This is a genomic window from Arthrobacter sp. alpha11c, from assembly GCF_054149985.1.
Genome location: NZ_CP196747.1, coordinates 3,971,406 through 3,995,496, shown reverse-complemented (window position 1 = coordinate 3,995,496; position 24,091 = coordinate 3,971,406). Strand labels below are relative to the sequence as shown.

Here is a 24,091-nt window from a genome sequence, read left to right as displayed (position 1 = left end):
TCGGGGCGGTTCATCGCGGCTGGGTACGGATTGGTCGGAACGGCGCCGACGTCGGCACCCAAGGCTGGGTGCCGACGTCGCGCTCTTCTTATGTGAGAGAAGATCCGCCAAAAGGCGGCAGTGAACTGGTCCCCGTTTGTTGGACTGGCTAATTGGGATTCTAGGCTGCGAGGGTCTGGGCCCGGTATTGGACCGGGCTTAGGCCCTTGAGTTTGGTGGAGATTCTTTCGTTGTTGTACCAGGTGATGTATTCGTGCAGTGCTGGTGCCAGGGCTTCGGTGCTGAGGAACCGGACGTGGTGGAAGAGTTCTTCCTTGAGGTGTCCGAAGAAGTTTTCCATGACGGCGTTGTCGTAGCAGTTGCCCCTGCGGGACATTGACTGGGTGGCGCCGGCATCGTTGAGCAGGACCCGCCAGGAGTGGTGCTGGTATTGGAAGCCTTGGTCCGAATGCACCAGCGGGTGCTGTCCCGGTTCCAGGCAGGCGATGGCCTGGCGCAGTGAGCTGTTGGCAAGTTCCAGGTTCGGTGAACTGCCAACGGAATAAGAGATGATCTGCCGGTCAAAAAGATCCATGACCGGTGAAAGGTAGAGCTTGTGGTCCCCGACGCGGAACTCGGTGACGTCGGTGACCCACTTCTGGTTCGGAGCATCGGCGTCAAACTTCCGGTTCAGCAGGTTCGGTGCAATCACACCCTGTTCGCCTTGGTAAGAGTTATAGCGTTTCCGCCGCCGGACCTTGCAGCGCAGGTGTAACGCGCGCATCAGCTTCAACACGGTCTTCTTCGCGACCACCCACCCCTTCTTCATCAGCTCGGTATGGATGCGCCGGTGGCCGTAGCGGCCGTGGTTGGCCGTGAAAACCTCCGTGATGGCGCTCTTGAGTGCTTCCTTCGGGTCCGGGGACTCGAGCCGGGCCTGGTGGTAGAAGAACGTCGAGCGGGCCAGACCCGCGGCCTGCAGCAGGACCGGAAGCCGGTAATCAGCCTTGAGAGCGATGAGGGCTTGAACCTTCACCGTTGTTCCTGAGCCCTCAAGGCACGCAATTTTCCCAAGTAGGCCACCTGTGCCCGCAACAGTTCGTTTTCCCGACGCAACTGCTCAAGCTCCGAAGCCTCCCCCGGCCCGCGGCCCGGCCGCCGACTTCGCGGAGGGCACGACCCCCGGTTCCCGCGAAGCCGCGGTCCCGGACTTCACTGGCCTGCCGTTGCGTTTGGGCCGCAACCCGTCCTCACCCTCCAAACGATAATCCCTGACCCATTTCTGGAGCTGTTGCCGCGAAGACAGGCCCGCTTCAACAGCCAAATCCTGCCCGGTTTCGCCCGCAAGGAAGCGCTGCACCAACGCCAGTTTGACCTCGAAAGAGTATGACTTCGGTGCCCTGCTCACCAGCACTCCTCGCCCATGAATCCTCCACAACCCATACAACGACCTCACCGCCACAACAGGGGCACCCAGGAGCCGGGCCGCCGTCCGATACCCCAGACCCCTTTCAAAACACGCTACAGCCGACACCCGCTGCACCACAGACAATGAACTACGCGAACTCATAAAACTGCTCCCCTCAAAACGGAACTGCGATTCACAGTCCAACTTCAGGGGAGCAGTTCACAGGATGTGAGAGAACGTCCGCCAAAAGGCGGCAGGATGTGCGAGAGGAACTAGGCTTCGGCTTTACGGTCCTCTATGAGCTTCTGGAGCGCCGGGAACAGCGGGTGCGACGGCGGAAGTTCGGTGATGCGCTCGACGGCGGCGGCCGCGTCCAGCTCGGAGACCATGTTTGCGAGTTCCACGGCTTCGTCGTCGGATCCGTCGTCGAAACGAAGGGCGGCCGACATCGCCTCCAGCAACGCGACCGGAGTGACACCACGCTCGGCGAGCTCAGCCGCTGGACCGACAAACCGCTCGTGCCGGCCGAGCTTCCGCAGCGGTGCCCGGCCTACGCGAACCACCGTGTCCGGCAGGTACGGGTTGTTGAAGCGGGACAGGATCTTCTGCACATACGCTTCCTGCTCCGCCTCCACGAATCCGTGTTTGGCCACCAACAGTTCCTTTGTCTCTTCCAGGACAGCCCTGACCTTCGCCGCCACGGAAGGATCCGCCATGGCATCGGAGATCTTCTCCAGGCCCGCCGCGTAGCCGAAGTACGCAGCAGATGCATGCCCGGTATTCACGGTGAACAGCTTGCGCTCGATGTAAGGGCCAAGCTCGTCCACGAAAGTGGCTCCCGGAATGACGGGGACGTGATCACCAAACGGTGTACGGTCGATGACCCACTCGTAGAACGTCTCCACCGTGACATCCAAGCCCTGGCCCGGCTCCTGATTCGGGACAATTCGATCCACAGCAGTGTTGGCAAAGACAGCCAGTGAGTCCAAATCAGCGGCGGAGTCATCCCAAGCTGCCCGGACCTCTATTTGCAGGAGGTGCGTTGCGTTGATGGCGTTCTCGCACGCCATCACCTGCAGCGGCGGCAAGGAAGGCTCGCGTGCTGCAAGGCCGCCCGCGATCACCGGTGCCACGAACTTCAGGATGTGCGGCCCCACCGCGGTGGTGACCACATCCGCCGTCGAGATTTCCTCCACAACGGCGGCTTCCTGCGTGCTCGAGTTCAGCGCACGGAAGCCGTCCACGGTTTTGACCGCAGGGTTCTCGCCCACCTCATGGACGTCGTAGCTGCTGGCGGAGGCGAGCTGGCTGATCAGCGCGTCCGCAACATCCGCGAACACCACCTCATAGCCGGCTTCGTGCAGCAACAGCCCCACGAACCCGCGTCCGATGTTGCCTGCCCCAAAATGGACTGCCTTCACTATGCGTTGACCTTTCCGAACAGCTCCAGCACTTCCTCAACCGTGGTCGCTTCCTCCAACTGGGCAACCTGGGCTTTGTTGGTGAAGATCTTGGCGATCGAGGACAGGATGTGGAGGTGCTCATTGTTGAGGCCAGCGACGCCGACCACGAACTTCACTTGCTTGCCGCCCCAGTCGATGCCCTCGGGGTACCGAATGATGGAAACTGCGGAGTGCCGGATGTGTTCCTTGGCATCGTTGGTGCCGTGCGGGATCGCCAGGAAGCTGCCCATGTACGTGGACACGGACTCCTCGCGTTCGTGCATGGCGTGTACGTAGCTGACATCCACGGCGCCGCGGTCCAGCAGGAGCTGCCCGGCTTCGTCGATCGCGGCATCGCGGTCGTGTGCCATTCCGTTCAGCACAACGCTCTCGGGGAGCAGGACTCCTTTACCCCCGACGGCGGCGGCCGGCTCGGCGGCATGGGCACCGTGCGTGGCGGCTGCTGTTGCTTCCACAGCTCCGTCGGCGTACGCGGCGGCCGGGCCTTCGGTGTTGCTCGTCTTGACCAGCTCAACGATTTCGTCGTACTTGGGGCTGTTCATGAAGTTGTCCACCGAGTAGTGCACTGCGCTGGCTGTCCGGGGCTGTGCGCGTTCGGTGAGGTCTTCATGGGTAACGACGACGTCGTAGGAATCGCTCAGGTTGGCGATGGCCGAGTTGGTGACCTTGACCTCCGGGAAGCCGGCGGCCTTGATCTTGTTGCGCAGGACCGAGGCACCCATTGCGCTGGAGCCCATGCCGGCGTCGCAGGCGAACACGATGTTCTGAACGGGGCGGGTAAGGACGGTGCCGCTGCGATCGCTTGCCCGGTCGCCTACCAAAGCCGAAGAGACGGAGCTCTTTTTGCCCTTCATGGCTTCCATACGCGATGTGGCTTCGGACAGATCGTCCTCGCCCTTGTCCTTGGAGGTGCGCAGGATCAGTGAAGCAATCAGGAAGGAAACAGTGGCTGCCAGGACTACGGCCAGGACCACGCCGACATAGCTGTCACGGGAGGTCTGGGCGATCACGGCAATGATGGATCCTGGCGCGGCAGGAGCCACGAGGCCGGAGTTGGTGATGGCCAGGGTTGCGATGCCCGTCATGCCGCCGCCGATGGCAGCGAGGATCAGGATGGGCTTCATCAGGACGTACGGGAAGTAGATCTCGTGGATGCCACCGAAGAACTGGATGATTGCGGCACCTGGAGCGGATGCCCGCGCGGCGCCACGGCCGAAGAACATGTAGGCCAGCAGGATACCGAGGCCGGGGCCGGGGTTCGCTTCGAGCAGGAACAGGATGGACTTGCCGTGATCCAGGGACTGCTGAATGCCAAGTGGGGTCAGCACACCGTGATTGATGGCGTTGTTGAGGAAGAGAACCTTTGCAGGCTCAATGAAGATGCTGGTCAGAGGGAGCAGGCCATTGTTGACCAGGAACTCGACAACGGTCCCAGCGCCTTCGGTGAACCGCTTGACAACCCATGAGAGGCCATAGAATCCACCCAAAGCCAACGCTGCGCCCCAGATACCGGCGGAGAAATTGTTCACCAGCATCTCGAAGCCCGGCCGGATCTTGCCATCCCAGAGGCGGTCAAGTTGCTTCATGGTCCATCCACCCAGCGGGCCCATGATCATGGCGCCGATGAACATTGGCGAGTCCGTACCCGCAATGACACCCATAGTGGCGATGGCGCCCACCACGCCGCCGCGGACGTCATAAACCATCCGGCCACCGGTATAGGCAATCAGGATCGGAAGCAGATACTTGACCATGGGGCCAACGATGCCCACGTTGGGAACTCCCTCGGCATTTGTGCCGAAACCGCCCAGTTCCGCGACCGGAATCCAGCCTACTTTGATGAACAGGGCCGTGATGAGGCCCCAGGCGATGAAGGCGCCAATGTTGGGCATGATCATGCCGGACAGGAATGTTCCGAACTTTTGGACGCCAACGCGCAGGCTGGTGCGGGGCTTCGCAACGGTCTCTGTTGCCATGTGAATTCCTAACGTGTGTCCCGCGGCGTCGCGGGGTCAGTCGATATAGATCGAGAGAGAACAGCCTTAGGAGCTGCTGGAAATACGGTGAAGCCACTCAAGGAAGAGCTTCAATTCAGAGCTGGAAAGTTGGTCCGAATGCGAGGCCTGCAGTGCCGCATTCAGGGCGATTGCCGCAACAACCACGGAGGACTTACCGGAGTCCTCCGGCGCGGCGCCACGGGCGGTATCCGTGGAGACGGCGAAAATCATGGAATCCCGGGTCATCGTTGAGAGCTCGAGGTTCCTTTCTTCCACCGGTTCGGCGATGAGCATGAGCGTTACACCCACGTTGGCCGCGAGGATGCTTCGCGCCGCTTCGCGGGGCGGCACGTTGATTTGACCGGCGATGGCGGCCTTGTTCAGCATTTCTTCCAGAAGCGCTTCAGCATCGGCCACGATTGCTGGGCGGCTTTCCGGCCTGATATTGCCGAACATCACCAGATACAGGTGGGGTTGGCTCAGCCCGAACTGGACGTGGTTGTCCCACATCCGCCGGACATCTTCCAAGGGCTCCCCGGACGGGGCAAAGTCCCGCTCCCCTGCCACGTACTCTTCAAAGCCGGCGGAAACGACGGCGTCGAACAGTCCTTCCTTGTCTCCAAAGTGGTGGTAGAGCGTTGGGGCCGTAACCCCGGCCAACGCTGTGATCTGGCGCGTAGAGACCGCTGACCCTTCCGAATTTGCCAACAATTCAGCAGCTGCACGGAGCAACCGAACTTTTGGCGGAAGCTGGTCATCGAAACTCATAACCGCTACCCTAGCACCTATAGCGTTGCTATATGAAGTGGCTCACAACAGAATTTTGTAGGCTAATTTCGCAGGCTCGTGGTGCCGTTGCCGGTGGGTCTGAACCAACACGCAGGAACAGAGGATTCAGTGCAGAATTTCCAAGGAGTAGGGGTAAGCCCTGGCCGCATCATTGGTTCCGTCCGCCAGATGCCCAAACCGGTGAGTGAACCGCCGTCGGGCGAGCGGTTGGCCGCAGACGTCAGTCCGGAGGACGCCGTCGCGGGCTTGAAAGCCGCAGCGCAAGCCGTCCACGACGAGCTCAAGGGGCGCGCGGACTCTGCCTCCGGCGACGGCAAGGCCGTCCTCGAGGCCACCGCGCTCATGGCCAAGGACACCATGCTCCTGAAATCCGCGGCCAAGCTCATCAACGCGGGCTCATCCGCGGAACGGGCCATCTGGGAAGCCGGCGCTTCCGTTTCCGAAATGCTGCACAACCTGGGCGGGTACATGGCCGAACGCGCCACGGACGTACTGGACGTGCGCGCCCGCATTGTGGCTGAGCTGCGTGGAGTCCCCGCGCCAGGCATCCCTTCTTCGGAGACGCCCTTCATTTTGCTGGCGGAGGACCTTGCCCCCGCGGATACCGCAACTCTCGACCCCGAGAAGGTGCTGGCCCTGGTGACCTCGGGCGGCGGGCCGCAGTCGCACACGGCGATCATCGCCCGCTCGCTCGGCCTTCCTGCTGTTGTCGCGGCTCATGGCGTTGATTCTGTTGTAGATGGCAGCGAGGTTTACGTAGACGGGGCCGCTGGCCTCGTGGTTGTTTCCCCCTCGGAGGAGCAGCGCTCTGCAGCAACCGCCTGGGCGGAAACGTCCGCTACGCTGGCCGCCTTCGACGGAAACGGCACGACGGCGGACGGCCACTTGGTCCCGCTCCTCGCCAACGTGGGCGGAGCCAAGGATGCAGTGGCAGCAGCTGGCCTCGGCGCCCAGGGTGTTGGCCTGTTCCGCACCGAGTTCTGCTTCCTCGAGCGCGATACCGAACCCTCTGTCGACGAACAGGCCGCAGCGTACAAGGCTGTGTTTGATGCGTTCCCGGGCAAGAAAGTAGTGCTGCGGACCCTCGACGCCGGAGCGGACAAGCCACTCCCCTTCCTCACCGACGCCACCGAACCCAACCCTGCCCTTGGTGTCCGCGGCTACCGGACAGACTTCACCACGCCCGGTGTTTTGGAACGTCAACTCGAAGCCATTGCCCGGGCAGCTTCTGAATCCGAGGCCGATGTCTGGGTCATGGCCCCCATGATCTCCACGGCCGCCGAGGCCGGACGGTTCGCCTCACTGTGTGCTGCTGCCGGTATCCAAACGCCCGGTGTCATGGTGGAAGTTCCCTCGGCTGCTTTGACCGCAGCCTCCGTGCTCCGGGAGGTCGGCTTCGCTTCATTGGGCACCAACGACCTCACCCAGTACGCCATGGCCGCCGACCGCCAACTCGGACCCCTCGCGGAACTGAACACCCCATGGCAGCCCGCCGTCCTAAGGCTCGTGCAGCTCACGGTGGAAGGTGCAGCGCAGGAAGCATCCGGCCGGGAAGGCGACAGCAAACCCGTGGGCGTCTGTGGCGAGGCAGCCGCGGACCCGGCCCTCGCCGTCGTACTTACCGGACTCGGCGTCAGCACGCTGTCCATGACCGCGCGCTCGCTGGCCGCCGTCGGGACTGTGCTGAAGACCGTCACCCTGGAGCAGGCGCAGGAACTCGCCCGGCTGGCCCTCACCGCGCCGAGCGCTACCGAGGCCCGCGAGTGGGTCAGGGCCAAGCTCCCCGTGCTCGAAGAGCTCGGCCTCTAAGTTCCGTTACGTAATACCGCTAGGAGAAACCCATGCCCGAACGCACAGCCACCATCGCCAGCCGCTCCGGCCTGCACGCCCGGCCCGCCGCCCTGTTCGCCGAAGCGGCAGGTGAGCAGCCGGTGGAGGTCACTATTGCCATGCAAGGCGAACCCGCGGATGAAGCCCTCGACGCCGCCAGCATCCTTTCGCTCATGACGCTCGGCGCCGCTAAGGGCGACGTCGTTGTGCTGCGGGCGGAGGGCGACGGCGCCGACGCTGCCTTGGACGCGCTGGTGGCGTTGTTGGAGACGGATCTGGACGCGGTGTAGTTCTTCGTCGGCGGGCCTGGCTGGGCGGCCTGCCTGCCCTGGTTGCCCGATTCGATGATGCGCTGCGCACTAGACGGTAGGAGTCGTATGGTCTGCAGCGAGTCATCGAATCGGGCTCGCCGGCGTGGATGCCAAGCCTACGGCAGCGCCGTCACCTGCACATCCTGGTAGGCCGCACGTCCGTCAAACACGTTGACGCCAACCCTGCCGGAGGCCAGCGCCGAGTCAGAGACATCAATCAGCTGGGCCCCATCCACGGACACCGTGATCCTGTTGCCAACAGCTGACGTGTCCAGGGCATAGCTCACCCCGTGGCTCAAGGCCGCGGGAACGCTCGCGAGCACCGTAAACACACCGTTGTTCAGCGAGAACACCCGCGCCACACGGAGATTCGGGTCCAGATTCACGTAATAGGCGCTGGACCCATCGGCGGAGGATCTCAGCAACACCGAGCCCGCGCCGCCATAGCCCTTTTCCGGAGCAAGGTCCCGGTTCAGCGTCTCGCCAGCAAAGGCTTGGCCGCCGAACCGCACCGTTGCCTGCACCCGCACATTGGTGAACGCGGATGCGCTCATGGCCGTCGAATCTTTGTCGAACGTACCTGCCAGGCCTGCGCCTGTGCCCTCCCACTTGCCGCCCGGGACCACTGAATATGTGCCGAGGTTGTGGCGAGCCGTCCCGCCCGCAGCGGACAAAACGTTCGACGGCGGCGCGGTAGTCAGCCGGGCCGTGTCGCTGAGCTGGTGTACTATGACGGACACCAGCCGGGCATTTCCTCCGCTGGCTGTGAAGGACAGGCCTGTGGAGGACGGGTCCGGGAAAATCAACGAGGTGATGGCCGCGGTCCCGTCCCCACCGAAGACTTCCACAGAGGACGCGTCCACCAGGATTCGAAGCTTCACGCGGCGCTCGGAACCCACCACTGTGGAACTCCATGGCGCTGTGGAATTGTCGGTCGCCGAGGCCGCGAAGTACCGCGTGAAGTCCTCCCGTCCGGCCGTACCGCGGTCCACGGTGAGTGCGGCAGCACCGGCGTCGAACTTTACTGTTGTCTCTTGGGCGGGTGCCTCCTGAGCGGGAGCGCCCGTTGATCCGGTCCCTTTCCGCAGCCCGAACGCGAAGGAAGTGGCACCTCCGGAAGAAGGAATCCCAACCTCCGCCTCGAGCTCGAAGGAGCGGCCCGAAGCACCAGCGAGTGCGTTCGCGGAGTTTGGCGTCACCGTGACATCGGAGGCCTGCCAGGTTGACGTGCGCAGCGACTCTTCCTCCACAACGGGAACCTGCGTCAGCCGGAGTCCGGCGCCGGGAACGTCAGCGAGTTTGAGCTCGCGCGGGATGGACAACTGCCCGTTCCAGCGTCCTGTCGGCGGGCTGAACGCGTAGTCCCAGTTGCTCATCCAACCGATCATGATGCGCCTGCCATCGGGGGCCCCGAAGAAGCTCATCGCTGCGTAGTAGTCCCGGCCATGGTCAGCCTGCAATACCTGCGAAGCGGGAGTGTCGGGCGTAAATGCGGTACCGTTCCACGTGCCCGTCACGTATTGCGCTGCGGAGCCGTTGGTAGAGCGGACCGCTCCAGTACTCCACCACAGCACCCAGCGCTTGACGCCGGACTGTCCCTGCACAGGCATTTCGAAGAAGTCCGGGCATTCCCATACGCCCCCGCGGACCCAGTCGCCGTAGCCGAAGGTGCTGGAGAACGTCCAGTGGATGAGATCTGTGGAGGAGTAGAAGCGGATGTGGTCGCCGGCGGCCACCACCATCACCCATTTACTGGAAGCCGTATCCCACGTGACCTTGGGGTCGCGGAAGTCCCACCCGCCGTCGGGGCCGCCCGGGTTTTCCACTACCGGAGCTGCCTGGACCGCCTGCCAGGTGCGCCCCTTGTCCTTGCTGTAGGCGGCGCGGATGGACTGGTTTCCGTTCCAAGCATCGTGGTTGAAGCTGGTGTAGTAGGCGATGAGCCCGGATCCGCCGTTGAAGAGGCCGCTGGAATCGGAAGCATCCACCACCGCCGAACCGGACCACGACTCCCCCGCGGCCATGTGCGGGAGTGCGATGGGCAGTTGTTTCCAGTGCATCAGATCTGTGCTGACGGCATGCGCCCAGCGTCCTCGGTCTTGGTGGAAGAGATGAAATTCGCCATCAAAAAAGACCAGTCCGTTGGGGTCGGAGCTGTTCCCGGAGTTCTGACTGTAGTGGTAGCCGGGCTGGTAGAGGCCGTTCATATACTGATCTACATCGTCTGCACGGACGTTCTGGAACCAAGCCGTTCCGGTGGTCAGCAGGGCGAAACCTTCCCCGGATGAGGTAGGAACCGCTCCATTTAGCACGGGCGTGCCATTAATCACCACAGACGCTTCGCTGCCCTGGACAGTGAGCTGGACGCGGTTGAGTTGACCGGCTTTGAAGCTTGTGGAGGGAAGGTTGCCAGAATGCAGCAACGCCGAGGTGGCCCGGTTGTACAGCTTCGCCGTGCCCGTTCCGGGGTCGATCCTCAGTTCCACGCCCCCGGTGCCATCGGCAGCGCTGCGGACCACCACTGAGGCCGTGGCCGGTGAGGTGACGGTCAGGTCCAACGAGGCAACGACGTCGGACGCCACCGCCGGGATGAACCGCGCAGCGGTGCCGCTCGCCGCGAAACCGCGGAGTCCCTTGGCATCGGGCTCCCACGAGCCGGAGCCAACGCGCCAACCCTGCAATGAAGTCTCAAGGCCTCGAAGCGTCATGCTCTGGAACACGGCGGTGCCATTGAAGGAACCCAGCCCGACATAGCCGGAAGCGTGGGCGGAATCCGTGGCGGTAATAGCCGGGTTGGCGCCGTTCGGGTCCAGGAAGTCGGTCTGCCAGTAGACGGCCAACTGGTTGCCGAGCGCGGTGACCCGAAGGCGATAGACCTGGCCGACGGTGATGGCAGTGGTGAACATCCCCAGCGTGGCATTGTCCGAGATCCTGTAGAGGCGCAAACGTCCCGCGTTCGGGTCCACCTCCGCGGCGTAACCCGATGTGCCCGAGGCGTTGGTGCGGAACAGTGCCGTGCCGACGCCGTACTGCGAGGTGACTTGGATGTCTGTGGAAAAGTCGACGTCTGTGGGTGACTGCCCCGTGGCGACGGCCCGGATGTTGCTGTTCGACGGCGCGACTCCGCGGAAGCCGGTGGCCGAGGCCTGCCAGCCGTTCGCTGTGACAGCCCAGCCGTTGACGTTCGCATCAATGGTCCGCACGCCGGGAGTGCTGAAAGACACGGTTCCGTTGAACGCGTGCAGGCCCACCCGGCCCGACTCGTAGCGGTAGTCCGTGGCGTCAATCCTGCTGATGCCATCGACGGCCACATAGATGCGCGGGCCGTCCACATGGACATCCACCGTGTAGGACTGCCCTGAATTCAGTGGCAGGGACACCGGCGCAACCACGTCCTGTCCGGTTGCGAGGTCGAACAACCTCACGCGGTCCAGGTTGGGGTCGATCGTCGCGGCGTAACCGGCACCGGCGTCGGGAGTTGCGCGGAAGACAAGCGCCCCCACACCGTAGGGACTCCCGGCGTCGACCTTCACCGAGGCCGTATACCGGGCGGTTCCTGCAACCACTTGCTCGCTGGTGGCCGCCGCATTCTGGCCGGAAGGCGCGACGGCAGTGTACCCGCCCTGCACTGTCCGGGTCCACGAACCGCTGACTCCGACGACGTCCGGAATGGGGCTCGTGGTGCTGTTGAGGGTGACCGGCGCGGGGTCGAGGGCCACCGCTGGAGCAGTGACCCCCGTCCCGGCCAAGCCAACACCAAGGACCGCGGCCGTGAGGCCGGCAACTATTCTCTTATGCATTCAGATCGCCTTTGATCTCAGGGGTGAGAGAGCGTTCGCCAAAACCTCCCATGATGTGAGAGAAGATCGGCGAAAAACGCTCGGGATGTGAGAGAGGGATGGTTGGGCGGCGGTGCTAGGGGAAGAGTTACGGGAAGAGCGGGCGCGGGCCTCCCCAGGAGTCGGCCATGGTCCAGGCGTCGAAGGTCACCAGGCTGACGGTGCCCTCTGCGGCTGTCAGGGTCACGCGTTCGCCGCCCAGAGTCGGATATACCCGGGCCGTGAGCGGCTTGCCATTCGCGAAAATCTCGACGGCGGAGCGGTCCACCAGGACGCGAAGGCGCACGCGTCCGTCGGGCATCGGGACGGGGCCGGACTTGTCCTCCACATCCACGTCAGGGTCAAGGCTGCTCCGAATGCGGTCGAGTCGGAGGGTGCCGATTTCGTCCTCAAGAGAGCGGCTGAGTTCGATGACCGTCTCCTCAGCACCGTCCCCGGAACCCAGAATGCCTAGTCGCAGCACAGCACCCGGCGCGAGCTGCACGTCCAGTTCAAGGTCCAGCTGATTCCCGGACACACCGGTATCCACAAGCGCACCGCCCCCGACGAGCACCTTGCCCGCTACGCTCACGTGGTTCCGCCGGAGCTTCTCAACCTCAGGAACCGGCGCAAAGTCCAGGGTTCCGTCATCGGCCAAAGTGGCGACGCGCGGTAGGCTCATCACGCCCGACCACCCTGCCTCCACCATGGCGGCATCGCTGCGGCCTTCCTGCATCCAACCGAACATGATGCGGCAGCCGGATTCATCCTCGAACGATTGAGGGGCGTAGAAGAACCGCCCCCCGTAGTCGAGCCGGTGCAGGGCAGCGGGCTCGAAGGTGTCCCCTGAGTAGCGCCCAGTCCAGTACAACGGGTGGCGGGTCTCGCCGTCGTCCCAGGCAGAGAAAACCAGCACATCAGGATGGGTTCCCTCAGCAAGGCCGGTAACAGAACCCAAAGCACCCTCACCCGCCCTGAACAGGTCCACGCATTCCCACATGGTCCCGGTCCAGTCGGTATCTGCAGGGTCGCCTTGGGATGCGTCGCCAATGAACAGCGGCCCCACATAGGTCCACGAACGAAGATCCGAGGATTCATACAAGAACGCCGTCCCACCACGCCCTCGAATGCCCGAGCCAACCAACTGCCGCCAGGTGGTGCCCTCGCGCCACACGCAGTGGTCCCTGTAGGCGGTGATGTCGACGCCGGCCGGAGGGGCGGCGATCACCGGGTTTTCGGGCACCTTAGTCCACGTCATGAGGTCAGCAGAGCCTACGGCAACGCAGGCCAGTTCACGCTCGTCAGCTCGTCCGGAGTAGACCAACGTGGGCGTACCGCCGTCGTTCACCAACACACCGGACCAGCAACCGTCCACATCCGGACCCGCCGTCGGTTCCAAAGCAATTGGCTGGTCCGTCCAGGTGATCAGGTCAGTGCTGGTGGCATGACCCCACTGGATGCGGTGGTGGAACGCGCCCTCCGGGTTGTACTGATAGAAGAGGTGGTAGACGCCGTTCCACTGGCTCACGCCATTGGGATCGTTGAGCCAGCCAGCCGGGGAAACGAAGTGGAATCGCGGCCGGAGGGGATCGGCTTCGGCGCGGGCAACCAGCTCGTCACGCGGAACGGTGGCGAGCGGATGGGTCAGTTCAGTCATGCGGAAGCCTTCTTGTCAGTCTTTTCGGTCACCAGATGTTCAGTCGTCGCAGCCGTTACAGCCTCGGCCGGTTCAGTAGCCAGCGCATGTCCGCCCGCTCCAGCCCGCGGCCGGTAGAGGTGGCAGCGCACCCAATGGCGGTTTGCGGTATCGCCCACCTGATGGCGTACAGGTTCGGAAGCGGAGCAGGCCTGGTTCGGATCGCCGTCGAAAGCGCAGCCCGTGGAAGCCATGACGGCCTGCCGCAGTTCAGCGCGGCGGACAGGATCGTAGGAACCAGCGCGCGCCGGGTCCGGAACGGCTGACACCAACAGTTGCGTGTAGGGGTGGGCCGGGTTGGCCAGCAGGTCCAGGGACTCCCCCTCCTCCACGAGCTCGCCGGCAAACATCACCGCGGTCCGGTCGGCCAGGTAGCGTGCGGAGGCGAGGTCGTGGGTGATGTAGAGCATGGAAATGCCCTGCTCGTCGCGGAGTTTCCGCATCAGATTCAGCACGCCGATCCGCACTGACACGTCCAACATGGAGGTGGGTTCGTCAGCCAGGATGACCTCCGGCTCCACGGCGAGCGCACGGGCGATTGCGACGCGCTGGCGCTGCCCACCCGAGAGTTCGTGCGGGTAGGAGTTGAGCATGTCCGCCTGCAGGCCAACGGTGGTCATGAGTTCTTCAAGCCGGCGCTGCGTCTCGGACTCCGAACCGCCCTTCCCGTGGATGGCCAACGACCTCCGCAGGAAGTGCTCAATCCTGTGGGCCGGATTCAGTGAACCGAACGGGTCTTGGAAGACCATCTGCAGCTGTGACCGGAAGGCACGGGACGCTTGGAACCGGTCGCGCTTGAGGACGTCGACGCCGTCAACCAGGATCGCGCCGGAGCTCGGCTTTTCGAGCCGGGCAACACAGCGGGCCAGGGTGCTCTTGCCGGAACCGGACTCTCCCACGAGTGCCACGATTTCGCCGCGGCCAATGGTTAGGTCTACGCCGTGCAAGGCCCGGACTGATTGCCGGGAGAACAGGCCGCCGATGGGGAACGATTTGCCCAGACCGCGGACTTCGAGGGCGGGTGTTTCGGAAGCAGCGGCCTGGCGGGCCGCACCTTCTATCGCAGGGGACAGCGACGTAGGGGACACTGCAGCATGGCTCATCGTGCGACTCCTTCCAGGATTGCGGGATCAACTGTTGAAGCGCCGGGCACTGCCAAGGCGTCCGTACTAAAAGGTGCCACCAGATGGCCGGGCGCCACCTCGGTGAGGTCCGGGATGTTCCGGAACTTCACGCCGTCGGGCAGTCCTGTGAGCGGAACGCGAGGACCGGTGAGTGGCGGGAACGCGCCCATGAGCGCCTGGGTGTAGGGGTGGCGCGGGTTGGCGTAGACGTCCTGCGCCTTCGCGGTCTCCACGATCCGGCCGCCGTACATGACGGCCATGCGGTGCGAGAGCTCCACCATGAGGGACATGTCGTGCGTAATGAAGAGGACGGAGAACCCGAGTTCGCGCTGGAGTTCCTTGATCTGGGCCATGATTTCCTGCTGCACCACAACGTCCAGCGCAGTAGTTGGTTCGTCCAGGATCAGCAGCGACGGCTTGAGGGCAACGGCCATGGCAATCACTGCGCGCTGCCGCATGCCGCCCGAGAGCTGGTGCGGGTAGGACTTAAGGCGCGCGGGGTCGATCCTCACGAGCTCCAGCAGATCGCCCGCCCGGCGGAGGGATTCCTTGCGCGAGTAGCCGGCGTGGGTGGTGAAGATGTCCACGATCTGTTCGCCGATGGTCAGCACCGGGTTGAGCGAATTCATGGCCGACTGGAACACCATGGCAACGTCCTGCCACCGGAAGCGACGCAGTTCCTCCGGGCTCATGGCCAGGACGTCCTTGCCGCCAAAGGAGATGCTGCCCCCGGCGATCTTGGCGGGATCCTTCAGGAGCCGCATGATCGAGTTGGCGATGGTCGACTTCCCACAACCCGATTCACCAGCCAGCCCGAACACCTCACCGGTGCCGATGCTGAAGGAAACGCGATCGACGGCGGTGGTTGAGCGGGTATCGCCCACGTACTTTACGGTGAGGTTCTTGACGTCCAGGACGGGCTCGTGGGAGCCGAAGGAGACTTGGGAGACAGTCACTTGGCGGCGCTCCTTTCGGTGGTTGCGGGGGTCTTGGGTGTTTTGATCTTCCGCAGCCGGGGGTTCGTAACCTCGTCCACGGCGTAGTTGATAAGTGCCAGCGCGAAGGCGACCAAAGCGATGCAGACACCTGAGGGAACGAACACCCACCAGCTACCGGTCAGCAGGGCGCCCTCATTGCCGGCCCAGAAGAGGTTGTTGCCCCACGAGACCGTGCTGACGTCGCCCAGGCCCAGGAACTCCAGACCGGCCTGTGCACCGATGCCGTAAATGACGCAAGCCAGCAGCGTGCCCATGACGATCGAGGCCATGTTCGGCAGGATTTCGCGGAACATGATCCGGCCCGCCCGTTCACCGGACACTACGGCCGCAGCCACGAAGTCCTTGGAACGGATGGACAGTGCCTGCGAGCGCAGCACACGTGCCGAACCGGCCCATCCCGTGACCACGAGGACCAGGATCACTGTGCCAAGGCCCGGTGGCAGGAATGCGGCCAGGATGACCAGCAACGGCAGGCCGGGAAGGAGCAGGAAGACGTTGGTGACCAACGAGAGTGCTTCGTCGATGAACTTGCCGAAGTACGCCGACGCCAGGCCCACCAGGATGCCGACGAACGTGGACGCGAAGCCCACCGTCAGGCCGACGAAGAGGGAACTCCGCGAGCCGTGGACGGTCAGCGCCAGCACGTCCTGTCCCTTGGCGGTGGTGCCCAGCCAATGCTCTGGGGAAGGTTCCAGGGAGGCCATCCCGGTGATCCGCGAGGGGTCACCAGGGAACAGCACGGGCGCCAGCAACGCAAGTGCGATGAACACGAACATCACGGCCATGCCCAGCATGGCCTTCTTGTTGGTGAGGAGTCCGTGGACGAAGCTGCGGTTGGGCTTGCGGACAGCCGGGGTTGGAGTTGGCTGCTTCAGAAGTGCGGTTGTCATGATCAGTCCTCTAGTTGCTGCGCACGCGCGGGTCGAGGCGGACGTAGAGGATGTCCACCAGGAAGTTCGCCAGCAGCACGGCGGCGGTGATGGTCAGGAACAGGCCCTGCATGAGGGGGTAGTCCAGGCCTTGGACAGCGTTCAGGAGTTGGTAGCCCACGCCGGGATAGGCGAACACCACCTCGGTGAGCAGCGCACCTCCCACCACGAATCCCAGTCCCATGCCGAAGCTCGTGACGGACGGCAGCATCGCATTCCGGGCTGCGTACCGGAGCATGATGCGCCCGGGCCGGAGCCCCTTGGCCTCGGCCATGGTGATGTAGTCCTCCGAGTTCGTGGCGATCATGGTGTTTCGCATGCCCAGCATCCAACCTCCGATGGAAACCAGCACGATCGTCAGCGCGGGCAGCACAAGGTGGGCACCGACGTCGCCGATGAACTCCCACGTAAACCCGGGTTCCAAACCATCCGTGAACGCGTGGCGGATCGGGAACCAACCCAGCACCACGCCGAACAGGTACAACGCACCCATCGCGAGCCAGAAGTACGGGAACGAGCCGATGAACACCAGCACCGGCGGCAGCGCCGAGTCGACTGCGCCGCCCCGCCGCCAAGCGGCCAGGATGCCCAGCAGGTTACCCACGACGGCGGCAATCACCAGGGCGGTTCCGCCCAGCAGGAGGGTCCAACCGATCTGGGAGGAGATAACCTCCGTGACCGGTGTTGGGAAACGGGAGATGGAGACGCCCATCTGGCCCGTGAAGATGTTGTGCATGTAGTCGACGTATTGCTCCCAAATGGGCCGATCGTCCACGCCAAGAAGCTTGCGCAGGGCCTCGATCTGTTCGGGCTGCATTCTGTCCTGGGAGCGGGCAAACATGCGGGAGACGGGGTCGCCGGGCATGAAGCGCGGGAGCAGGAAATTCAGGGTGATGGATGCCCAGAAGGCGATCAGGTAGAAACCCAGGCGGCGCAGGATAAAGCGCACGGTTTCCCTCCATTCGGGAATTACGGAAAGTTTGGGGCACGCCCGGCGGGGGCTACCAAGTGGCGGTTGCCGGTTGGCGGCTCGCCGCCGGGCGTGCAGTGTCAGGCCCGTTGGGGCCTACATTCAGGCGAATGGGCCCACGCCGCCCGGGTTCCCTGGCCGAAGCGCAGCGAGGTTAGGGCGGCGGTGGGGATTACTTACGCGGTTCCAGCGTGGTCAGCACCAGGACTGTGGTGGGTGACCGTACCGAGAGGGTTGCGTACGGGTTGCCCTCGGTGGGCCAGCCGGTGAAGCGGGTGTCATTGAAGGCACCCCATTCCGGGCCCGAGAACAGCGGCACCAGCGGTGCGACGTCGTTGTACTCTTCCTGGAGCTTGTTGGCGATGTCCTTCTGCTTGGACTCGTCGGACTCTGCTGCAAAGTCGGCCAGCAGGGCATCAGCCTTGGTGTCACCGAAGCGGTGGTAGTTGTCGAACGTCTTGGTTCCCACCGGCTTCACGGTTGCCGTGCCCATGGAGGTGTTGAAGTACTTGTACGGGCTGGGGTCGTTGGCGCTCCACACGATGCCGGAATCGAAATCGCCCGTCTCGTAACCCGCAACCACGGCAGCCCAGTCCGGCGAGTCAACCTTTGCCGTGACGCCAACCTCGGCGAGGTTCTGCGAAATCACGTTGGCTACTGAAAGCCAGTCGGAAGACGATGCGCCCACGGAGATCTTGAACTCGAACGGCGAGCCGTCCTTCAGCTTGCGCTTGCCATCAGCACCCTTGGTGTAGCCGGCCTTGTCCAGCAGCTCGTTGGCTTTCTGTACATCCAGCTTGGTCCAGGTGCAGTTGTCCTTGACCTCGGAGTTCTTCCACTTCTCGTAGTTCCCGGAAAGGCCAGTGCAGTCTGCAGGCTTGGCGTAGCCGCTCATGCCGATCTTGGTGACCTGGTCGCGGTCAACGGCCATGCTCAGGGCCTTGCGAACATCAACATCGTTGAAGGGAGCCTTGGCGGTGTTGAGCTGCCAGTTGATCATGGCGCCCGTTGCCGGGAACCAGTACTGGCGATGTTCCTTGTCCTTGGAAACGAACGTCTTTTCGATGTTCGGGATGTACTGCGGGGCCCAGTCGACGTCCCCGTTCGCAGCGGCGAGGTTGGCGCCGTCGTTGCCTGCAAAAGCGAGCATCTTGATGCCGGCAATCTTCTGCTTTTCCGGCTGCCAGTAGTTGGGGTTCTTCTTGAGCACGAAGGACTGGGCCTGGAAGCTGTCCACTTCCGTGTAGGGGCCGGTGCCCACAGGCTTGGCGTTGGCGTCCTTCTCCGGGTCCGCCAACGCGGACCAGATGTGCTTGGGCAGGATGCTGAGCTGTCCGACGTCGTAAAGCGCCGGCGACCATGGCTTGTTGAAGTTGAACGTGACCTTGTTGGTTCCCTCGGCGGTCACGGAGTCCAGGTACTCATAGCCACCCTTGATCTTCTTCTGAAGCTCGAACGTGTAAGCCACGTCGCCAGCCACGAAGGGCTGGCCGTCGGACCACTTCACGCCGTCACGCAACGTGAAAGTGATCGATTTGCCGTCGTCGGCTGCCTTCCACTCAGTTGCCAGCCACGGCACCGTGTCGCCCTTTGCCGGGTTGAAGATCAGCAAAGACTCGTAAATGGACTGCTGGACCATCGGGTTGACGGTGGGCGCGAACGGGTTGAAGTTCTGCACGAACGTTCCCATGTCCTCACGCGGGATCGTGAGGAACGCGCTCGCGTTTGCTGCGGCGTCGGTGCCGGCGGTCTTGTTGACGGTGGCGGCACAGCCGGTCAGCAGCATCGCGCCCACCGCCAGTCCGGCCGCCGTGATGCGGGCAGACCTCAGGAATCGGGGTTGTGTCATGATGGTTATCTCTTTCCTATCTTCATCGTCCAAGGTGAAGGGGTGGGTAAGGGGTTTGCTCTTCGAGGTTGATTTCGCGGTCAGACCGAAGAGCGTTCTAGCAGCGGACAGTCGACCAATTGCTGGTCGGCAATGATCGGCTGTCCTGCTGTAAGAGCGGCGAGCGTCTGGACTCCCAGGGCTCCCATTTTTTGGAACGGCAAGGCAACAGTGGTCAGCTTTGGCCTCAGATAGGCCGCAATCAACTCCTGGTTGTCGAAGCCGATCACAGCGATGTCTCCGGGGATGGTCAGGCCCCGTTCTTTGATGGCGTCGTACGCGCCCATCGCCATGCGGTCATTGAGGCAAAACAGCGCGGTTGGCCTGTCCTTTTCCGGGTAGCGGTCCAGGATTTCGCAGGCGGCCTCGTAGCCGCCGTCGGCCGTTGCGTATCCGGACACCACCAGTTCCGGGTCCAACTCCAGTCCTGCGACGGCCAGTGCTTCGCGGGCACCCTCCAATCGCCCCACTGCTGCAGGAATGACCGGGTCAAGGTTGATGATTCCGATCCGGGTGTGGCCGGCTTGAAGCAAACGCTCGACGGCGACCCTGCCACCCGCACGCTCGTCAGGGACGATCGAGGGCAGCTTTCCGTCCGCGTCGAAGCAGTTGATCAAGACGGTCGGTACTTCGTTGGCAATCTGCGGAACGTGCACGCCCCGGTGAAAGGTGGCTGCGTAGAGAAGTCCTTCCACTCGTTGTTCCAGCAGCTTGTCGATGGCGGCATCTTCCAAGCCCTTGTTGGGTCCTACGGCATCGGCCTGGTCGGAGGGCGCGATGAGCAGGAACCGACGATCAAGCCAGGCTTGGTCCTGGGCTCCTTTGATGATGTCGACGGCGAACGGTGCCGTCACGATCTCGGTGACAAGCCCGTACCAATCACTGCGCTGGGATGCCAGGGCCCGTGCTCCGGCGTTCGGGCGGTAGCCCAGTGCCTGCACGGCATCGTTGATACGGGTGCGGGTTTCCTCGGAGATGCTGGCATTTTCGCGGTTGCTCAGCACAAACGAGACTGCGGTCCGGGAGACGCCGGCGTGCTTGGCGACGTCATTCATGGTGACTCCCCGCTGCCGCACAGCCGCGGCTTTGTTGGGGGTGGTGCTTTTCGCCATTGAATGCTCCGGGTGTTGGTTCGGGTTGGTGATGCTGGTTGGTAACACTGGATTGGTAACGCGCGTTACTTGGAACGTGTGATTTAGGTTACGCGCGTTACCTGTTCCCTGTCAACGTCTTCTTTTTCGCCTGGCCCCTGGCCGACTCCGACCATCTCCCCTCGTCCAGCGCAGCCACCAGCCAGCACCGCGCTAGGCTTCTGCCATGGCATTGATAGCTCCCCGCGTTACAGCTGGCCTCCCCGCCGACGACGCCCGGAATCTGGCACGCTCGCTGCAGGACAGCGACGACATCACCGTGTTCGTCGATGGCACGGTCCACCGCCTCCCCGATCAGGCAAGGAACGCCGTCGTCGATCTTCTCGAAAGGCTGAGCCGCGGCGAAACCGTCACGGTCAGCAGCGTGGAGGAAATGCTCACGACGTCCCAGGCCGCCGAGCTCGCAGGCATCTCACACACGTACCTGCGCAATATGACCGACCGAGGAGAAATCCCCGTGGAATACCGCGGCACGCATCGGCGAATCCGCCAGGCGGCGATCATGGAGTGGCTGGAAACCCAGAAGCGCAAGCAGGCCGAGACCTCCGCGGGAGATACAGGCGAAGATGACGGCCGGGATGACGCCGGAAATGACGCGAGCAACGACTAAAAGCGTCGGAGTGATAAGGATCAAGCAACGATCCCAGCCAACGGGCCAGCACCTGATTAGCCCGGGGTTACGCTTGTTTGGTGGGCAATTTCAAAGGGTGGCATATCGTGGCCGGGGTGGCCGCAATGGCCCTTGCCGCACCCTTGGGATCGGCCATGGGATTGAACTTCGTAGCCACCTTCATGTTCGCGTGCGTCGTGTTCGTCGCGGTCGCCATGTGGACAGAATCCAAGATCGCCCGACGCCGGGACGCGGCCGATGCTGCCGCCGCCCCTGACGCATCGCGCGCGGCCGGCGACCCCGCCGAATCGGACGACGCCGCCCGGGACTAGCTTCCGCAGTTCGGGCACAATTGAGGACCGGAGGTTCGGGAGCTGACGACGCTACTATCTGCCGACGTCGAGGCCTGCGGGCTGACCGGCCGGATTCTTTGGACGGATGGAACGGCACCGCCGCGGCCGGGCGGCCATGCCAACCCCGAGCCTGCCGAATCCGGGGATCAGAGGGAGCCCGCTTACATCCTCATCCACGGTATCGGTGTTTCGCACCGCTACCTCGCCAGGCTTCATGCCCTCCTGGCCGCGAGCGCCCCCACCTATTCACTGGACCTTCCGGGTTTTGCCGGGACGCCAAAACCGGGCCGGCAACTTTCCGTGGAGGACTATGGCGCATTCATTGCCGAGGCACTCAAGGCGTGCGGCATTGATTCGTACATCCTGGTGGGTCATTCGATGGGCGTGCAGTTCGCCATCGAAGCGGCCCTCCTCGAGCCTGAGCGCGCGATGCAGCTGGTCCTCATGGGCCCTGTGGTGGACTCCCGGCACAAGAATGTGGCGCGGCAGTCGCTGGCCCTGTTCCTGGACGGCCTTCTCCGCGAAAGCCCATCGTCCAACTGGATTGTGATCACTGACTACCTGCAATGTGGGCCGCGCTGGTACGTCACCGAGCTGCCGGTGATGATGAAGTACCCGACCGAGAAGCAGTTGGCCAAAGTGCGAACTCCCGTGCTGGTGCTCCGAGGGAGCCGTGATCATGTGGCCGGGCCGGTATGGGCACTTCGCCTCTCGCGGGCAATCCCGCAAGGGCGGCTGGTGGAAATCCCGGGCGTGGGCCACGTTGCACAGCACATGCGCCCCAAAGCCGTGGCGGACGCTATCAGGAGCTTTGTCGCGGCGACGTCCCGCCAGAGTTAGGCGTCCCGCCAGAGTTAGGCACTAATGCACGACGGCGGGCCCCGGCGTGGGTGCCCCTTGTTGGGTTTACGATCTGGAGACTAGGCTGGCCGGGCAAGCACAATAGTAAGTTTGCTTAGGAAGGGCGACCATGACCAGCTATGACCCTGAGGACGATCCCCGGACCTTCGGCGCCTCTGGCGCAGCCGAGCCAGACGACACGGTGGGCGACACCGCTGGCGACCCGGATGATGTCCACACCGATCCAGACATGCGCCAGGACGAAGACGACGATCCTGCAGCGTCCGCCAACCCTGATCCCCTGGACGGCAACGTCACGGGACTCGAGCCTGGGGGCGGCGTACCTCCGGGCGAAACCCCACCGGCGGAGGGCAGCATGAGCAGCGACCAGGGGCACGAAGAGTAGCTCGTCGCCAAACCGCTAATACGTTGTTGGGCAACAACGTATTAGCGGTCCAACAACGTATTAGCGGTCCAACAACGTAACAGCGGCTCAACAACGTAGAACCACACCTGAGGAGCAACCAAGGCTACGGCAGCCTCAGGATCTCCCCGAGGTCGTAATCAGCGGGTTCGTCCAGTTGCGAGTAGGTGCAGCTCTCCGGAGTCCGGTCCGGCCGCCACCGACGAAACTGGGTGGTGTGCCGGAACCGGTCGCCTTCCATGTAGTCGTAGGCAACCTCGATGACGAGCTCGGGCCGGAGGGGAACAAAGGAGAAGTCCTTGCCTGCGCTCCACCGGCTCTGCGCACCCGGCATTCGGGAACCCGTTGCTGCCGCATCTCCTTGATCGGCCCACTGGCCCCAAGGATGTTCGCTGAATTCCGTCTGGTACGGCTCAAGTTCGGCCACCAGGCTTTCGCGCTTGGCCATGGGAAATGACGCCACCACCCCCACGTGCTGCAGCTGACCGGCGTCGTTATACAGCCCAAGCAGCATCGACCCGACAACCTTTCCCGTCTTGTGCCAGCGGAATCCAGCCACCACGCAGTCCGCGGTCCGTTCGTGCTTGGTTTTGAACATGACGCGCTTATTCGGCTGGTACGTCCCCTCCAGCGGTTTGGAAAGTATACCGTCGAGCCCAGCACCTTCCAGCTGCACGAACCACTCCTGTGCTTGATCGAGTTCGGTCACCGCCGGCGTTACGTAGACGGGCGCCTCAGCCTTGGCCAGTGCCTTCTCCAAGGTGGCCCGACGCTCGGAAAACGGCTTGTCCATGAGGTTCTCGTCTCCCAGCGCGAGGATGTCGAATCCGATGAAGGAGGACGGGGTGCTCTCGGCAAGCATCCGCACACGGCTATCGGCAGGATGGATGCGCTGCTGAAGGCCCTCGAAGTCGAGCCTGTTGTCAGCTATGAGGACGATTTCGCCGTCGATCACGCATTTGTCCGGGAGGTTCTTCTTCAGCGCTTCCACCAGTTCAGGGAAATACCGAGTCATGGGACGTTCGTTGCGGCTGCCCAGGATGATCTCATCCCCGTCTTTGAAAACGATGGTCCTGAACCCGTCCCACTTTGGCTCAAAATGGCCTACATCAGGGATCGAAGGAACGGACTTGGCAAGCATGGGCGAAATGGGCGGCATCACTGGGAGGTCCATACGACTATGTTCTACCTGCCGCTCGCGGCGGAAGCTAGTCTTGGGCCATGGATATCTTGGCCGTTCTAGTGGCAGTACTGGCAGCACCTGCCCTCATTGCGGCCCTTTGGTTCTGGGTCTCCCGCCAGAACAGCAAGGGGAAAGCCCGGCGCGGCGCCACGGGTGGGATGCTGGGTGTGGCGGACGAAATTTTCCGACCCGAGACCCATTACGCACACCAAGTCCAAAGGATCCAGCACGAGCTGCCAGCCCCGGCTCCGGCCCCGGAGCCTAAGTCCTAACGCACCTTCGCGCTGGAAGGCGTCCCGCCCGTTACATTAATGTGACTTTACTATGGCG

The 24,091-nt window shown here is 63.3% G+C and carries 21 protein-coding genes; 7 read left to right on the top strand and 14 right to left on the bottom strand.

The genetic code is table 11. From position 1 onward, the window contains the following. Positions 1-160: 160 nt before the first annotated feature. The 5 genes from ACTAQJ_RS18565 to ACTAQJ_RS18545 form a co-directional block, all read right to left on the bottom strand. Complete coding sequence (locus ACTAQJ_RS18565; RefSeq protein WP_498696474.1) at positions 161-1,015, bottom strand: IS3 family transposase; 855 nt, start codon at positions 1,013-1,015, stop codon at positions 161-163. Between the two features lie 84 nt (positions 1,016-1,099). Beyond that, a complete protein-coding gene (locus tag ACTAQJ_RS18560) occupies positions 1,100-1,387 on the bottom strand; it encodes a helix-turn-helix domain-containing protein (RefSeq protein ID WP_498698353.1) in 288 nt (95 codons plus the stop codon). Between the two features lie 272 nt (positions 1,388-1,659). Beyond that, positions 1,660-2,808 carry a mannitol-1-phosphate 5-dehydrogenase gene (locus ACTAQJ_RS18555; protein WP_498698350.1) on the bottom strand — a complete coding sequence of 383 codons (1,149 nt, stop codon included), beginning with the start codon at positions 2,806-2,808 and terminating at the stop codon, positions 1,660-1,662. Next, complete coding sequence (locus tag ACTAQJ_RS18550; protein WP_498698348.1) at positions 2,808-4,826, bottom strand: PTS mannitol transporter subunit IICBA; 2,019 nt, start codon at positions 4,824-4,826, stop codon at positions 2,808-2,810. Before ACTAQJ_RS18550 ends, ACTAQJ_RS18555 begins: the two co-directional genes overlap by 1 nt. Before the next feature lie 66 nt (positions 4,827-4,892). After that, positions 4,893-5,615, bottom strand: coding sequence for a TetR/AcrR family transcriptional regulator (locus ACTAQJ_RS18545; protein ID WP_442004478.1), 723 nt, complete (start codon positions 5,613-5,615; stop codon positions 4,893-4,895). 129 nt (positions 5,616-5,744) lie between these two features. Between ACTAQJ_RS18545 and ptsP the strand changes: the two genes are divergently transcribed. Together ptsP and ACTAQJ_RS18535 are read left to right on the top strand one after the other, a co-directional pair. Next, complete coding sequence (ptsP, locus tag ACTAQJ_RS18540; RefSeq protein ID WP_498698347.1) at positions 5,745-7,445, top strand: phosphoenolpyruvate--protein phosphotransferase; 1,701 nt, start codon at positions 5,745-5,747, stop codon at positions 7,443-7,445. A 32-nt stretch (positions 7,446-7,477) separates the two neighbouring features. Next, the gene (locus tag ACTAQJ_RS18535; RefSeq protein ID WP_216926282.1) at positions 7,478-7,756 is read left to right on the top strand and encodes an HPr family phosphocarrier protein; all 279 of its coding nucleotides are present in this window, start codon (positions 7,478-7,480) and stop codon (positions 7,754-7,756) included. Between the two features lie 137 nt (positions 7,757-7,893). On the opposite strand, the gene ACTAQJ_RS18530 is transcribed toward ACTAQJ_RS18535, so the two are convergent. The 8 genes from ACTAQJ_RS18530 to ACTAQJ_RS18495 all read right to left on the bottom strand — a co-directional run bounded on the left by ACTAQJ_RS18530 (position 7,894) and on the right by ACTAQJ_RS18495 (position 20,312). Then, positions 7,894-11,577 carry a glycoside hydrolase family 32 protein gene (locus ACTAQJ_RS18530; RefSeq protein WP_498698343.1) on the bottom strand — a complete coding sequence of 1,228 codons (3,684 nt, stop codon included), beginning with the start codon at positions 11,575-11,577 and terminating at the stop codon, positions 7,894-7,896. Between the two features lie 127 nt (positions 11,578-11,704). After that, positions 11,705-13,252: a glycoside hydrolase family 32 protein gene (locus ACTAQJ_RS18525; protein WP_498698340.1), complete on the bottom strand. Its 1,548-nt coding sequence runs from the start codon at positions 13,250-13,252 to the stop codon at positions 11,705-11,707. Further along, positions 13,249-14,394, bottom strand: a complete 1,146-nt coding sequence (locus ACTAQJ_RS18520) for an oligopeptide/dipeptide ABC transporter ATP-binding protein (protein ID WP_498698337.1) — start codon at positions 14,392-14,394, stop codon at positions 13,249-13,251. Before ACTAQJ_RS18520 ends, ACTAQJ_RS18525 begins: the two co-directional genes overlap by 4 nt. Next, positions 14,391-15,371 carry an ABC transporter ATP-binding protein gene (locus ACTAQJ_RS18515; protein WP_498698335.1) on the bottom strand — a complete coding sequence of 327 codons (981 nt, stop codon included), beginning with the start codon at positions 15,369-15,371 and terminating at the stop codon, positions 14,391-14,393. The genes ACTAQJ_RS18520 and ACTAQJ_RS18515 overlap by 4 nt, the downstream gene beginning before the upstream one ends. Continuing rightward, positions 15,368-16,303, bottom strand: coding sequence for an ABC transporter permease (locus tag ACTAQJ_RS18510; RefSeq protein ID WP_477522151.1), 936 nt, complete (start codon positions 16,301-16,303; stop codon positions 15,368-15,370). The genes ACTAQJ_RS18515 and ACTAQJ_RS18510 overlap by 4 nt, the downstream gene beginning before the upstream one ends. Positions 16,304-16,313: 10 nt before the next feature. Further along, positions 16,314-17,291, bottom strand: coding sequence for an ABC transporter permease (locus ACTAQJ_RS18505; RefSeq protein ID WP_431117056.1), 978 nt, complete (start codon positions 17,289-17,291; stop codon positions 16,314-16,316). Positions 17,292-17,484: 193 nt separating this feature from the next. Then, complete coding sequence (locus ACTAQJ_RS18500; protein ID WP_498698332.1) at positions 17,485-19,161, bottom strand: ABC transporter substrate-binding protein; 1,677 nt, start codon at positions 19,159-19,161, stop codon at positions 17,485-17,487. Between the two features lie 80 nt (positions 19,162-19,241). Beyond that, positions 19,242-20,312, bottom strand: a complete 1,071-nt coding sequence (locus tag ACTAQJ_RS18495) for a LacI family DNA-binding transcriptional regulator (RefSeq protein WP_498698330.1) — start codon at positions 20,310-20,312, stop codon at positions 19,242-19,244. A 205-nt stretch (positions 20,313-20,517) separates the two neighbouring features. Between ACTAQJ_RS18495 and ACTAQJ_RS18490 the strand changes: the two genes are divergently transcribed. The 4 genes from ACTAQJ_RS18490 to ACTAQJ_RS18475 all read left to right on the top strand — a co-directional run bounded on the left by ACTAQJ_RS18490 (position 20,518) and on the right by ACTAQJ_RS18475 (position 22,560). Further along, positions 20,518-20,961, top strand: coding sequence for a helix-turn-helix domain-containing protein (locus tag ACTAQJ_RS18490; RefSeq protein WP_498698325.1), 444 nt, complete (start codon positions 20,518-20,520; stop codon positions 20,959-20,961). An 80-nt stretch (positions 20,962-21,041) separates the two neighbouring features. Then, positions 21,042-21,293: a hypothetical protein gene (locus ACTAQJ_RS18485; protein WP_498698323.1), complete on the top strand. Its 252-nt coding sequence runs from the start codon at positions 21,042-21,044 to the stop codon at positions 21,291-21,293. 42 nt (positions 21,294-21,335) lie between these two features. Further along, a complete protein-coding gene (locus ACTAQJ_RS18480; RefSeq protein WP_498702219.1) occupies positions 21,336-22,154 on the top strand; it encodes an alpha/beta fold hydrolase in 819 nt (272 codons plus the stop codon). Positions 22,155-22,284: 130 nt separating this feature from the next. Then, positions 22,285-22,560, top strand: a complete 276-nt coding sequence (locus ACTAQJ_RS18475; RefSeq protein ID WP_498698320.1) for a DUF6480 family protein — start codon at positions 22,285-22,287, stop codon at positions 22,558-22,560. Positions 22,561-22,684: 124 nt separating this feature from the next. Here ACTAQJ_RS18475 and ACTAQJ_RS18470 read toward each other — a convergent pair whose 3' ends face one another. Continuing rightward, entirely contained in the window at positions 22,685-23,752 is a 1,068-nt protein-coding gene (locus ACTAQJ_RS18470; RefSeq protein ID WP_498698319.1) for an ATP-dependent DNA ligase, read from the bottom strand. Between the two features lie 47 nt (positions 23,753-23,799). On the opposite strand from ACTAQJ_RS18470, the gene ACTAQJ_RS18465 reads away from it, so the two are divergent. After that, the gene (locus ACTAQJ_RS18465; protein ID WP_498698317.1) at positions 23,800-24,033 is read left to right on the top strand and encodes a hypothetical protein; all 234 of its coding nucleotides are present in this window, start codon (positions 23,800-23,802) and stop codon (positions 24,031-24,033) included. Positions 24,034-24,091: the final 58 nt, after the last annotated feature.